Here is a 14,052-nt window from a genome sequence, read left to right as displayed (position 1 = left end):
TTTCTTATTGAAGTATGCTTTTGCGCATCATATTATTCACATACACTGGTTGATCCACTTTGAATTTCACGATTTGCAACGGATGTCTCGCTGCATCTAATTCGTTTCCATCCTCATCCCAAATTTTCTCCACCGTTTGCGTAAAGTTTTCTATTTCTGGCCCAAAGAACTCCACTTCATGTCCTGGTTTGAAATGATTACGTTGCTCAATCGTTACGATGCCCGTTTCTTCATTATAATCTAACACTAAACCAGCGAAATCATACGTTGTTTTCTTACTATGATTTCCAAACATTTGCTCTTGATGTCCTGGAACCCCTTCAAAGAATGCAGGAGCTGTATCACGATTTGCACATTTATCAAGCTCATCTAACCATTCTTGTTTAAACTCAAAGTTATCAGGATCCGCACAATATGCATCAATTACTTTACGGTATACTGTCGCTACAGTAGCTACGTAATGAATTGATTTCATACGTCCTTCAACTTTTAAGCTATCAATTCCAATTTCAATCATTTTCGGAATTGATAAAATTAAATTTAAGTCTTTTGGACTCATTGCAAAGTGAGCATCTTCTTCTTGGAATAGAGGAAGCTCTTTTGCATCTTTATGTTGTGATACTGTTTGAACTAAATCATAATCCCAGCGACAAGATTGACAACAACCACCACGGTTAGAGTCACGCGCTGTCATATGGTTACTTAGCGTACATCTTCCTGAATATGCGATACACATCGCACCATGGACGAATGCTTCAATTTCAATATCCACTTTTTCTTTAATCTCTTTCATTTCTTCATAGCTTGCTTCACGAGCTAATACAAGACGATGTAAACCTTCTTCTTTCCAATACTGTGCTGCTTTCCAGTTGGATAGTGATTGCTGTGTGCTTAAATGCACCTCAACAGAAGGCGCTACACGTTTACAAGTCTCAATGATAAGCGGATCAGCAACGATAATTCCCGTTACGCCAGCTTTTTCAATCCCTTTTAAATATTCCTCTAGCCCGTCCATATTTTCATTATGTGCAAAGATATTTGTTGTTACATATATTTTTGCTCCATATTTCTTTGCAAATTCCACACCTTCTGCCATTTCTTCCAGTGTAAAGTTACCTGCATTCGAACGAAGACCAAATTCTTGTCCACCTAAATATACAGCATCTGCCCCGTAATGGATAGCTACTTTTAATTTTTCTAAGTTACCCGCAGGGATTAACAGTTCAGGTTTCTTCACAATAACGCGTTTGCCATCGATCACTCGTGAAATTTCTTGTACAGTCATTTCCTACACCCTCCTCGTTTAGTAAACCGTCTCTTTAAAGAAGAATCCTGTATCTAACGGACGATTCACCGGTTGCATTTCTTCGATCTCTTTATATAAGTCGTCTTTCACGTCGTAATACGCATCACGATCTTCTACACATAAATCAATTGCTTTACGATATTTCTTCGTTACCTCAATAATGTATGCAGAACTTTTTAGTACACCATCAACTTTTAAGCTATCAATTTCAGCATCAATTAGCTCTTCTAACTCATCGATGAAACAAATATCATTTGGACTCATAATGTGAGTACCATTTTCATCTTCATAAATTGGATATTTATTGTTACGCTCTGGGTCATATAAGAACATATTCTCTTCATATTTTTTCTTTTCGATGTCAAGATGACGTCCTTGATACTCAAAGTAGTTTCCTACTAACGAACGCTTCGACTGGAACATACAAGTCATACCGTGAATTTGCACTTCAAGTTCCACTTCAGCATTTTCTTTTAATTCAACAATTTCATCTAAGCTAAGCTCGCGAGCTAATACAGCACGTTTTGCTCCTCTTTGTCCCCAGTAGTTACAAGTAAACCAGTTTGTTGCTGTTGTTTCTGTATTCCAGTGCAATTGCATATTTGGCGCTACTTCGCGAACCGCCATTAATACTGCTGGATCTCCGAAAACAATTGCATCTACATGTACTTCGTTTAAAAATGCAACATAGTCTGTTAATTCTTCTACTTTATCGTTGTGGAACATAGCGTTCATTGCTACGTATACTTTTACACCATTTTCATGTGCAATCTTCACAGCTTGTTTCACATCTTCACGTGAAAATTCCCCTGCTAAACGTAAACCAAACTTTTGCTCACCGATCATTACCGCATCTGCTCCTGCTTTCGCAAGAGGTTCGATATCCGCCACTGCTTTTGGTGTTACTAACAATTCTGGTTTCTTCATACCTTGGTCACCCTTTCTTTTTACTAACAGCTACTCCATCACCAATTGGGAAAATCGTTGTATCATATCCTTCATGGTTCATAAGCCATTCATTGTACGTCTTAATACGACGGATTAAACCACGTGTACGTCTGTTTTCAATTTTCTCTTTCGTTGTTACAAGACCATGGTACATAACATTATCTGAAATAATTACGCCACCAGGATTTAATAACGGTTCATATAAGTCAAAAAAGCGACGATATTGTCCTTTTGCTGCGTCAATAAAAATAACGTCAAATGTTCCATGTTCTTCTACTTGCTCGCCTGTTTCTAACGCATCACCGTAAATAACGGAAATACGTTCTTTAACTGGTGAACGTTCTATATATTCAAGTGCTTTTTCATATCGATCGCGATTGCGCTCAACTGTCACAATGCGAGAATTTGGAATAGCTTGCATCATACGAATACTAGAATAGCCAATTGCTGTACCTAGCTCTAAAATGCTCTTCGGTCCAATTAAACGTAAAAATTGCAACATAAATTCCATTCCAAGTCGATCCATAATTGGCACATGATTTTCTTTCGCATAGTCTTCCATTTCAAGAATTAATTTATCTTTCGGATCAATAAATGATAATAGGTACTCGTTAACTGCATCCTCCATAATGGTCCTCCTTATTTACATGGAGAAGTGCCTCTATGACGTCTTTTCACACATAGAATGCAATAAAAATACAAGCCAGCTTTATCCTTAGCTTGTACGTCCCGTTTTGATATTAAAAACGATTCTTCTGCCAGTTTTTAACCCGATATATTTTACCACAAAAAAGAGGGATGTGCGACCTTTTTCGCTATCCCTCCCCATTTCACTGCTTTTTCGTAATATATTTTTGCTTTAATGCATTATGCTCTTCCAATGTTTTCGCATAATACACTTCACCAGTTGGTGCAGCTAAGAAATAATAATAATCTGTTTGCGCAGGTTCTAACGCCGCTTCCACTGAATGTTTGCCAGAGTTTGCAATCGGACCGACAGGTAATCCTTTCACAACATACGTATTGTACGGTGAGTTAACCTTTAAATCTTCGTATAACACACGTTGTTTATGCTTTCCAAGTGCATATAATACCGTTGGATCCGTTTGAAGCGGCATACCTTTTGCTAAACGATTATAAAAGACACTAGAGATCTTTTGACGATCTGTAAAGCCTGTTGCCTCTTCTTCAATAAGTGAAGACAATGTTAAAAGCTGATGAACATCCCAGTTTTTCGCTTTCATTTTTGCTTCGTTTTGAACAATGATTGCATTCGTTTTCTCAAGCATCGGAATGACAATTTCCTCCAAAGTTGTATCTTTTTTATAGAAAGAGTACGTCGCAGGATATAAATAACCTTCTAATGGATATTTAATATTGCTATCAAAGATTTTATCCGTTAACAGCTTGGGATACTTTTGCTGCATTTTTTGAATAAATGCTTTATCGTTTAATTGACGTACAATATCATCTTTATTCCACTTTAATTCGTTTGCAACCGTTTCTGCAATTTCAGTTACTTGTGCCCCTTCTTTTACCGTCACTTTATAAAGAGCTGGACGATGTACATTACCAGATGACATTTGCTCAATAACATCTTTTGCACTCATTGAAGGATTTAATAAATATGTACCCGCTTGTAAATTTTTAGATTTAGCCTTTGTATAAAAACTAAAAACTGTACCGTTTTTCACAGCACCTTTTTCTTCTAAAATCTCACCAATTTTACTAGTAGATGATCCCTTTGGAATTTCTACTTCAATCTCTTTTTTATTCCCGCTATCAACCGGTCCTAATGCGGATGAAATATACGCATAGACTGAACCACAAACTAAAAGCAGTGCAATTATCGAGAATAAAAAAATGCGTCTACGCTTCTTTTTCACTTGATTCTCTACCAAAACTCTTCCTCCTTATTCAATTGTAGGCCATATGTACATCTTTCTATACAACATGATAAAAAATCACAATACATTTACCTATCATTTTTGACAGATACTTTATTTTCTACAATCCGTCTCATTATACTACAAAGGATTACGCAGTTTCGACAAAAAATCTTTCATTTTACATATAAAAAAGGCGGACGATATACCGTCCACCTTTTCAGTACTTATTATTCAGCTTCTTGCTCATCAGCTAGAGTGTTGAACATTTCTTGTACCATTTCCCACTCTTCTTCAGATTCGATTGGAAGTAAAGTTCCGCCCTCTTCTTCATTTTGCTCATAAGCCATTGCATCATAAATTTGGTCTCCATCTTCGTCTACTTCACCGATTGGAGAGAAGACTACGTATGATTTTTTGCCAAATTTTTCAGCGTCAAAAGTGAAAATAATTTCACATAAATGTTCGTTACCTTTTTCGTCTACAATTGTAATTTGATTTTCTTCCATTTTGGTCACCTCTTATTTACTATCTAAAAATCCTTGTAAGATTACGACTGCAGCCATCTTATCAATTACTTGCTTTCGCTTCTTACGGCTTACATCGGCCGAAATGAGTAGACGTTCCGCTGCCATCGTTGACAAACGCTCGTCCCACATTACAACGTCTAATTGTAACAGCTCTCGTAGGTTTTCTGCAAATTGTTGGCATGCTTCACCACGCGGGCCAATTGTACCATTCATATTTTTAGGTAAACCTACTACTATCTTGTCCACATCATACTGTTTTACTAACTCAGAAATGCGGTCAAAACCAAATTGACCTCGTTCTTCGTTAATCTTGATTGTTTCAAGCCCTTGCGCTGTCCAGCCCATTTCGTCACTAATTGCAACTCCGACTGTTTTTGTACCTACATCTAAACCTAATATCCGCATAAATTACTCCTCACGATGATGTTTCAAGTAAGACTTCACAAGCTCTTCAATTAATTCATCACGTTCGAGCTTGCGAATGATGCTTCGCGCATCTTTATGGCGAGGTATGTATGCTGGGTCTCCACTTAATAAATAACCGACGATTTGGTTAATCGGATTATAGCCTTTTTCTTGAAGTGCATCATACACAGTTAAAAGTACATCATTTACATGGACACTCTGTTTTTCATCTTGAATGCTAAACTTCATTGTTTTATCAAAACCGTCCATTTCAAGCACCTCACTTATATAGTAAGTATAGGGAGAAGAACTTCTCCTCTCCCTACCATTGTACACTACTATCTCTTTATTTTGAAACAGATTTAACGTACTCTTGTACAAATGCTAAAGCTTCCTCAACTTGCGCTGGGTTTTTACCGCCCGCTTGTGCCATATCAGGACGGCCACCACCGCCACCACCACAACGAGAAGCTACTTCTTTCACAAGTTTACCAGCATGGTATCCTTGGCTAATTAAATCTTTCGTTACGCCAGCTAAGATGTTTACTTTATCATCATTTACAGACGCTAATACGACAACTGCAGATTGTAATTTATTTTTTAGGTCATCCATCATCGTACGTAAGTTGTTCATATCTGCAACATTTACTTTTGCCGCTAATACGTTCACGCCATCAACTGTCATTACTGAATCAGTTAAGTTTCCAGCTTCAATATTGCTTAATTTTGCTGCAAGAGATTCGTTTTCTTTTTGAAGTTGTTTTACTTCAGCAAATAAACCATCTACTCTTGTTAAAATGTCTTTTGGATTTGTTTTCATTTTTCCAGCTGCTTCTTTTAATAAGCCTACTTGATCGTTCATTAATTCATAAGCAGACTTACCAGTTACTGCTTCAATACGACGAGTTCCTGCACCGATACCAGACTCAGCAACGATTTTGAAAATACCGATAGAAGCTGTGTTATCAACGTGACAACCACCGCAAAGCTCTAAGCTATAGTCGCCAACTTGTACAACGCGTACAACATCACCGTATTTTTCACCGAATAATGCCATTGCGCCCATTTCTTTCGCTTCTTCAATTGCTTTTTGAGAAATCTCAACATCAATACTTTCCCAAATTTTCTCGTTTACGATACGCTCAATTTTTTCTAATTCGTCAGCTTGTACTTGACCAAAGTGAGAGAAGTCAAAGCGTAAACGTTCAGAAGTTACAAGAGAACCTGCTTGGTTAACGTGTGTTCCAAGTACGTCTTTTAATGCTTGGTGTAGTAAGTGAGTTGCTGTATGGTTCTTCACAACGCTACTACGGTTTTTCGTATCGATAATAGCTTTTACAGCCGCATCTTTCGTTAATGTACCTTCTTCAACTACAACTTTGTGCAAGTTTTGGCCGTTTGGTGCTTTTTGTACGTCTTTTACAAGAACTTTCACGCCGTCAGCAAGAAGGTAACCACGGTCTGCAATTTGCCCGCCGCTCTCAGCATAGAATGGTGTTACATCAAGCATTAATTGTCCTTCTTCACCTGCTTGTAAGCTGTCTGCGTATTCACCGTTTTTCACAAGTGCAACAACGTTACTTTCTGTTGCAACCGTACCGTAACCAACGAACTCGCTCGCTACTTTCACTTCTCCAAGGACACCGCCTTGAACTTGCATAGAATCAACGTCTTGACGAGCAGCACGTGCGCGCTCACGTTGTTTTTCCATTTCATTTTCAAAGCCTTCATGATCAACTGTCATACCAGCTTCTTCTGCATATTCTTCTGTTAATTCAATTGGGAAACCGTATGTGTCATATAGACGGAACGCATCTACTCCAGAAATAACAGTTGTTTTTTCTTCTTTCGCTTTTGCAATAACTTCAGCTAAAATTGCTTCACCATCATGAAGTGTTTCGTGGAAACGCTCTTCTTCATTTTTCACAACTTTTGCGATGAAATCTTTCTTTTCAAGTACTTCTGGATAGAAGTCTTTCATTACTTCTCCAACAACCGGTACTAATTCAAACATGAACGGACGATTAATGTTTAATTTCTTAGAGTAACGAACAGCACGGCGTAATAAACGACGTAACACATAACCACGGCCTTCGTTAGATGGAAGAGCACCGTCACCAACAGCGAATGTTACTGTACGGATATGGTCAGCGATTACTTTAAACGCCATATCTTTTTCTAAGTCACCATTACGATACTTCTCACCAGAGATTGTTTCTGTTGCACCAATCATCGGCATGAATAAGTCCGTGTCAAAGTTTGTAGGTACATCTTGAACGATAGATGTCATACGCTCTAGACCCATTCCTGTATCGATGTTTTTCTTAGGAAGTGGTGTATATGAACCATCTGGATTATGGTTAAATTGAGAGAATACAAGGTTCCATACTTCTAAGTAACGCTCGTTTTCTCCTCCTGGATATAATTCTGGATCACTAAAGTCATTACCGTAAGCTTCTCCGCGGTCATAGAAAATCTCTGTATTCGGTCCACTTGGTCCTTCACCGATGTCCCAGAAGTTTTCTTCTAAGCGGATGATACGCTCTTTTGGAACACCCATTTTCTCATTCCAAATTGTGAATGCTTCTTCATCTTCTGGATGGATTGTAACGGATAGTAATTCTTTATCGAATCCGATCCATTTGTCGCTCGTTAAGAATTCCCAAGCCCAAGTAATTGCTTCTTCTTTGAAGTAATCGCCGATTGAGAAGTTTCCTAACATTTCAAAGAATGTATGGTGACGAGCTGTTTTCCCTACGTTTTCAATATCGTTTGTACGAATTGATTTTTGAGCATTTGTAATACGTGGATTTTGCGGGATTACACGTCCATCAAAATATTTTTTTAATGTTGCTACACCACTGTTAATCCATAGAAGAGATGGATCTTCATGTGGAACTAGTGATGCACTAGGTTCTACTGCATGTCCTTTTTCTTGGAAAAAGTCTAAAAACATTTGACGAATTTGTGCGCCTGTTAGTTGTTTCATTGTATTTTCCTCCTTAAATATAAAAAACTCCCGCCCCTATAAAAGGGACGAGAGTTAACTCGCGATACCACCCTAATTATGAATTGATTACTATAACAATCAATTCATCACCTCATGGTGCCGTAACGTGGCAAGACGGCAGTGATTAGCTGCTCTCAGGATTAGCTTTCTGTTACCCTTCATTTAAAGCTTCTTTCAGCCATATGGAAGCTTCTCTCTATAAATGGACTGTAACGTACTTGTTCCGTCATTGATTTAATGTATTATATGACTAAATATAATAGAATTCTCTTAAATTTGTCAATGTAGATAATCATTTATATTATATCAATTACTTATTAATCATAGCTATTCTACTATTCATTCTTAACAGCCTTTTCATATATTATGCATGTATTAACAAATTGTACTACTCCCACGTACTTTTCTGAATATTTTATTTTTGTTATAATTAAATTATTAATAATAAAGGAGCGATTATAATGACAACCTTATTGAACAAAGCTAAAAATATGTTAACGACTGATGAAACAATATTGTTTTACGTAGCCTGTTCACTAGACATATTTATTTATCGTTCCGTCGCAAGGCCAGGATTGCTAATTTTAACAAACAAACGGCTCTTCTTTTATGGACCAGATGTAAGTAAGAACCCTTTATTTGAAGAGTACGCTTTCGCGAAAATTTCAAATTTAAAAGAGCAAAAGCGGCTTTTCAGCAATCAAATTGTATTTATGTACGATAATGAATGGAAAAAAATAAAACATATTCAAACAAATGATGTAAGCTCTCTCATTCAAAAAATAAACGAGCAACTCTCTAAATAATGATAGCCCTCTACTTTTATAAGTAGAGGGCCTTCCTATTACACATCTTCTTTTTTCCAAAGAGGCCTTACATGAACGATCACTGTACGAATGACCGCTAAAATAGGAACTGATATTAATAACCCTACAATTCCTGCCACTTCTCCCCCAACTAATAATGCAAGCATAATAATAACAGGATGCATGCGAAGCGACTTACCAACGATATAAGGGGATAAAATGTTACTTTCTACGAATTGCAAAATAGCAATCGTAATCCCCGCTTTAATGAGTAAACTTGTTGATACCGTTGCTGCAATCATCAACGCTGGAATCGCTCCTAAAATAGGGCCAAAGTATGGGATTATATCTGTTATCCCGATGATGATGCCAAGTAATAATGGATATTTCATACCGATAAACCAAAAAGAAAGAACCGATACTCCTCCTAATACTAAACAAACGAATAACTGTCCACGAATATAACTTCCAAGTGACTTATCAATTTCTTTCGCCAACATTTGCCCCGTACTACGCCACTTACTCGGGACTAGTTTCCAAAAGATATGATAAAACTCGCCGTAATCTTTTAATATGTAAAATACAATGAACGGAATTAAGAAAATAATGAGTAACGAATCTAGTACACCACGAGCTGTGCTCATCACTTTATTTAAAAGTGCTTGTATCTTCGTCTCTACTCCGACAAAAATTTGTTTCACCTTTTCATGAATAAATGACGGGAAATTCGCTGTTTGTTCTGTAACACCATCCATCCACGAATCATACATCTTTGTAAACTGCGGGAATTGTTCATTGATTTCTTGTAATTGCTTAATCACAACCGGCGTTCCTTTATAAATTCCATAACCAATCCCGCCAAAGAAAAGGATGTAAATAAGCAAAATAGCGAGTGTACGCGGCATCCCTTCCTTATGAATTTTTTCAATTAAAGGATGCAATAAATACGCAATGAAACATGCAATAAGAAACGGTGTAATGGCCACTTTACATACAAAAATAATCGGTGCCCATAGCGGCTTAATTTTTAAAAAGACGAGCAAACAAAGAAAAACAAGTAACAATAACCCTAAACGATATATCCAAATGATTTTAAGATTCTTCACACGAAAAACCTCCTCCACCTTTATTTTGAAAATAAATAGGGTAGGTTATGTGCAAAAGTTTTAAAATCTTTTCGTGCAGACCATACTGTTTTGTAAAGATGTACATATACATAACATAACAAGGACAACCACCCCTAAGAATGCAGCATGAAACATTATAATCAGGAGGGCTCATAATGGTTTTATTTATGCTCATATTATCTGCACTTTTTATGATTCTTGAATGGATTTGTATCGGGTTGGGTATTTGGAAAGGCTTCTTTATTCGTTCCTCACGAAAAGAAAAAGCGAAGCAATTATTTCATTACGGAATGCTTGGCGTTGGATGTTACGGCCTATCTTATCTCTTCTCTGAAATTGGACTTTTATATTTGCATACAAGTGCATAAAAAAACTCCCTTATCATGAAGGGAGTTTTTTACGCTTATAAATAAGATTTAATCATCTTACGTGCTTTTTTCATATTACGTTTTGAAAATACATCTTGTTTGCGAGCATATTGATATGCTGCCGCTCCAACACCTAATGCGATTAATGAATTGCGTAGATTCAAAGTAAATCCCCCTTTTCGTTATCCGATCGTTCTTTCATTCTCATCAAATAAATCATCAAGAGAGCTTAGTGAACCATCTTCTTCTACTTGATGCGTATGGATTTTCCCCTTTGAAACCGATAATTCGATATAACAATTCCAGCAATAAAATTGGTTGACACCTATTTTTCCAATGTCTTTCCCTTTGCAATTTGGACAAATAAACATATGGCGTTCATCTCCTTACAGTCTCCCGGATTCTATTCGCCATTATGTCCAAACTGCATTCATTTATACATTGCTGGAGCCTTTCAACGTTATACGTTTGAAAGTTTCACTATATAATTTCACCTTGTTACATGAAATCATACGGTGAAATGTTTTCCACGTCCATTTCTTCGCCGTTAACCGTTACCATCTGTACTTCTCCTTGTGATTCTTGCAATCGACTAGCTAAAGTCGTTTGACGCATTGCATCATCAAGACGATTTACACCAGACTGGAAAGCAGCTTCCTCCCCGCAAATAATAAGGAACTTCTTACTTCTTGTAATACCAGTATAAATTAAATTACGACGTAACATACGATTATAACTTTTTACTATCGGCATAATCACAATCGGAAATTCACTACCTTGTGATTTATGAATCGAACAGCAATAGGCATGTGTAATTTGATTTAAATCTGGTTTTGTATATGTTACCTCAATTCCATCAAATGAAACGATAATCATATCTTGTTGCTCAACGTTCTCTTTCGCATAAAACACCGAAACAATTTCGCCGATATCACCATTAAACACTTGGCTCTCCGGCTGATTAACAAGTTGCAAGACTTTATCGCCTCTTCGGTATACAACATCACCGTAAGCAATTTCTTTACTCTTTTCCCTTTTCGGATTAAACACTTCTTGCAACGCTTCGTTTAGTACATTAATACCCGCCGGTCCACGATACATCGGGGCTAATACTTGTACATCTCTTGCGCTAAACCCTTTTGTCTTCGCATTCTCACAAACCTTCTTAACAACCTCAACAATTTGAGCTCCTGTACAACCGATAAATGAACGATCTTTTTGGTTTTGCGCTAAATCTGGTGGGAGCGTTCCATTTTTTATCGCATGGGCAAGTTGAATTACTGATGAACCTTCCGCTTGACGATAAATCTCAGTAAGCTTTACTGTTGGAACTGCACCTGCTTTCAATAAATCTTTTAATACTTGTCCAGGTCCTACAGATGGTAATTGATCTTCATCGCCTACAACGATAACTTGAATGTTAGTCGGCAATGACTTAAACAACTGATTTGCAAGCCAAATATCAACCATTGAAAATTCATCAATAATGAGTAATTTCCCTTGTACCGGATCTGTTTCATTCCGTTGGAAAGACCCTTCGGGCGTCCAGCCAAGTAAACGGTGAATTGTACAAGCTGGAAGCCCTGTTGATTCACTCATTCGCTTCGCTGCCCTTCCTGTTGGAGCCGTTAATAATATCGGAAATGGATTATCATCACTGTATTCATTCGGATTTAACGATAGCCCGTGAAGTGACGCATACATTTCAACAATTCCTTTAATAACTGTTGTTTTCCCTGTTCCTGGTCCACCTGTCAATAACATCATCGGTTTATGAAGTGCCGTTTGAATTGCTTCTTGCTGAAACGGTGCATATTGTACGTTCAGTTGTTCTTCAATTTCACCTAATGTTTTTAACACTTCTGCCTCTGGAAATGAAGGTGTTTCTTCTTGATTCATAAGCCTGCGAATGGACTTTACAACACCTTTTTCAGAGTAGAATAACGTTGCTAAATACACTCGCTCTTCTTCTATGATGACTTTCCCTTCACTTTGCATCGTTTCAATACAGCCTACAATATCTTCCTCAGTCACTCTTCCTTCTTGATTGTTTAAAAGTGACATCGTTTCTCTTACAAGTTGGTCTTTCCTCATATAAACGTGACCAAGTTGTAATGAGACATTCTCTAACGTGTAAAAACATCCTGCGCGTACACGGTCGTCGTGATTACCCGATATCCCTAACGCACGCCCTATATCATCCGCTCTTCCAAAACCAATCCCGTCCACTTCTTCGATAAGTTGGTACGGGTTATTACGAATTACTTCTAATGTCATCTCTTTATATTGCTGATAAATCTTAATAGAAAGCTTCGTTCCAAAACCGTAGCCATTTAAAAAGCTCATTACTTTCTCTAGCCCTTGATGTTCAACAATTGTCTCATAAATTTCTTGTGCTTTTTGCTTGTTGACAACACCATTTAAAGCCTCAGGATCATCCATAATTTTAGAAATAGCATGTTCCCCCAGATGGTCCACAATTTTTTCAGCTGTACGCTTTCCTATCCCTTTAAATAAATCACTCGCTAAATATTGCACCATACCAGCTTTCGTTTGCGGCAATTCTTTCTTAAACGTTTCGACCATATATTGTTTTCCATACTTCGGATGGTCTTTAAAATGACCTGTCAACGTAAACACTTCATCTTCATGCATGCGAGGAAAATGACCGTTTATCATTACTTTCTTTTCGTCGTACGTTTCATTCGTTTCAATGACTTTCATACTGACAACGGAATAGAGGTTTTCTTCGTTGTGGAAAATGGTATGAAGAACTTGCGCTTTTATAAACTTTTTTTCTTCCTCAAACAAATCCATTGCATGTTGATTTCCCATCTTTCCTCTCCTTTCCGGTTTCATTTCACTTTAATGAGCAGTACATCCCCCACCTATTTAGATGAGGGATAACTACTCATTAACTATATTTTCATCTTATTCAACTTCTTGCTCTAATAAACGAATACCATTACCAGCTAAAAAGTGATCTGGCTGAATTTCAGTTGCTTTCTTAAATAAAGCGAGAGCTTTCTCGTTATTATCTTCAAATACGTATGCAACACCTAAATTATAATACGCATCTGCATGCTCTTCATCCATTTCTAATACCTTTTCAAAGTAAGGCTTCGCCTCTTGAATATGTTCTAGTCGCGCAAAGCAAAGTCCACACTGGAACACAGCTTCTACATCGTTTTCATCTAATTCTGTTGCTCTTTGTAAAAACGGCAGTGCAAGACGGTCATTTCCAAGTTGCACATGTGTAATACCTAGCATAAATGTTACATCAGCTGATTGTAATCCAGCTTGCATCGCTTGTTCAAATACAGCTTTAGCCTCTGCAAATTGCTCTTGACCGTAATATACATTTCCTAATCCATAATACGCAGCCGCTGATTTATCATCTAACTCCAATGCACGTTTATAAAATAAAATTGCTCTCTCACTGTCACCTAGTACATCTAATAAGTTCGCAAAATTAATATATCCAAGCGCATCTTTCGGATTTTCTTCGATTGCTTCTGTGAAATTTTTAGCAGCTTCTTCCCAGTTTCCTTCTTGCATATATTGAATACCTGTTTCAAGTTTGTTTGACATGTCCTTCACCTCTACAACAAATTATAACAAAGAATGTATTTTCCAAGCGAACGAAAATTCGCCTTATATAAAAGA

At 37.3% G+C, this 14,052-nt stretch carries 15 protein-coding genes and 1 other annotated feature; of the genes, 2 read left to right on the top strand and 13 right to left on the bottom strand.

The window, feature by feature from the left end; translation table 11 throughout:
• Positions 1–4: 4 nt before the first annotated feature.
• From QCI73_RS05675 to alaS, 8 genes are all read right to left on the bottom strand, one after another.
• Positions 5–1,285, bottom strand: coding sequence for a peptidase U32 family protein (locus QCI73_RS05675; RefSeq protein WP_000217969.1), 1,281 nt, complete (start codon positions 1,283–1,285; stop codon positions 5–7).
• Positions 1,286–1,303: 18 nt separating this feature from the next.
• Complete coding sequence (locus tag QCI73_RS05670; RefSeq protein ID WP_000742781.1) at positions 1,304–2,233, bottom strand: peptidase U32 family protein; 930 nt, start codon at positions 2,231–2,233, stop codon at positions 1,304–1,306.
• Positions 2,234–2,240: 7 nt separating this feature from the next.
• A complete protein-coding gene (locus tag QCI73_RS05665; RefSeq protein ID WP_000389089.1) occupies positions 2,241–2,882 on the bottom strand; it encodes an O-methyltransferase in 642 nt (213 codons plus the stop codon).
• A gap of 202 nt (positions 2,883–3,084) precedes the next feature.
• Positions 3,085–4,155 carry an endolytic transglycosylase MltG gene (gene mltG / locus QCI73_RS05660; protein ID WP_353822624.1) on the bottom strand — a complete coding sequence of 357 codons (1,071 nt, stop codon included), beginning with the start codon at positions 4,153–4,155 and terminating at the stop codon, positions 3,085–3,087.
• 215 nt (positions 4,156–4,370) lie between these two features.
• Positions 4,371–4,649 (bottom strand): DUF1292 domain-containing protein, encoded by a 279-nt coding sequence (locus QCI73_RS05655; protein WP_000392247.1) that lies wholly within the window; start codon positions 4,647–4,649, stop codon positions 4,371–4,373.
• A gap of 12 nt (positions 4,650–4,661) precedes the next feature.
• Positions 4,662–5,075: a Holliday junction resolvase RuvX gene (ruvX, locus tag QCI73_RS05650; protein WP_001221197.1), complete on the bottom strand. Its 414-nt coding sequence runs from the start codon at positions 5,073–5,075 to the stop codon at positions 4,662–4,664.
• A 3-nt stretch (positions 5,076–5,078) separates the two neighbouring features.
• Positions 5,079–5,345 carry an IreB family regulatory phosphoprotein gene (locus QCI73_RS05645; RefSeq protein WP_000348590.1) on the bottom strand — a complete coding sequence of 89 codons (267 nt, stop codon included), beginning with the start codon at positions 5,343–5,345 and terminating at the stop codon, positions 5,079–5,081.
• 76 nt (positions 5,346–5,421) lie between these two features.
• Positions 5,422–8,064, bottom strand: a complete 2,643-nt coding sequence (gene alaS, locus QCI73_RS05640) for an alanine--tRNA ligase (RefSeq protein WP_000811832.1) — start codon at positions 8,062–8,064, stop codon at positions 5,422–5,424.
• 40 nt (positions 8,065–8,104) lie between these two features.
• Positions 8,105–8,324: a binding site (T-box leader), on the bottom strand.
• A 222-nt stretch (positions 8,325–8,546) separates the two neighbouring features.
• Here alaS and QCI73_RS05635 point away from each other — a divergent pair.
• The gene (locus tag QCI73_RS05635) at positions 8,547–8,891 is read left to right on the top strand and encodes a PH domain-containing protein (RefSeq protein WP_071728480.1); all 345 of its coding nucleotides are present in this window, start codon (positions 8,547–8,549) and stop codon (positions 8,889–8,891) included.
• Positions 8,892–8,929: 38 nt separating this feature from the next.
• Here the strand turns inward: QCI73_RS05635 and QCI73_RS05630 are convergent, their stop codons facing one another.
• Entirely contained in the window at positions 8,930–9,997 is a 1,068-nt protein-coding gene (locus tag QCI73_RS05630; protein WP_000793117.1) for an AI-2E family transporter, read from the bottom strand.
• Positions 9,998–10,173: 176 nt separating this feature from the next.
• On the opposite strand from QCI73_RS05630, the gene QCI73_RS05625 reads away from it, so the two are divergent.
• The gene (locus QCI73_RS05625; RefSeq protein ID WP_353822623.1) at positions 10,174–10,386 is read left to right on the top strand and encodes a hypothetical protein; all 213 of its coding nucleotides are present in this window, start codon (positions 10,174–10,176) and stop codon (positions 10,384–10,386) included.
• A gap of 35 nt (positions 10,387–10,421) precedes the next feature.
• Here the strand turns inward: QCI73_RS05625 and QCI73_RS05620 are convergent, their stop codons facing one another.
• From QCI73_RS05620 to QCI73_RS05605, 4 genes are all read right to left on the bottom strand, one after another.
• Positions 10,422–10,550: a YrzQ family protein gene (locus tag QCI73_RS05620; RefSeq protein WP_001053553.1), complete on the bottom strand. Its 129-nt coding sequence runs from the start codon at positions 10,548–10,550 to the stop codon at positions 10,422–10,424.
• Positions 10,551–10,568: 18 nt separating this feature from the next.
• Positions 10,569–10,757, bottom strand: coding sequence for a hypothetical protein (locus QCI73_RS05615; RefSeq protein WP_000469281.1), 189 nt, complete (start codon positions 10,755–10,757; stop codon positions 10,569–10,571).
• Positions 10,758–10,884: 127 nt separating this feature from the next.
• Positions 10,885–13,221 (bottom strand): SF1B family DNA helicase RecD2, encoded by a 2,337-nt coding sequence (gene recD2, locus QCI73_RS05610; RefSeq protein WP_353822622.1) that lies wholly within the window; start codon positions 13,219–13,221, stop codon positions 10,885–10,887.
• Between the two features lie 96 nt (positions 13,222–13,317).
• Positions 13,318–13,977, bottom strand: a complete 660-nt coding sequence (locus tag QCI73_RS05605; RefSeq protein ID WP_353822621.1) for a tetratricopeptide repeat protein — start codon at positions 13,975–13,977, stop codon at positions 13,318–13,320.
• Positions 13,978–14,052: the final 75 nt, after the last annotated feature.

It is taken from the genome of Bacillus cereus group sp. MG16 (assembly GCF_040459875.1).
GTDB classification, from domain to species: domain Bacteria; phylum Bacillota; class Bacilli; order Bacillales; family Bacillaceae_G; genus Bacillus_A; species Bacillus_A paranthracis.
This window is presented reverse-complemented; position numbering and strand designations above follow the sequence as displayed.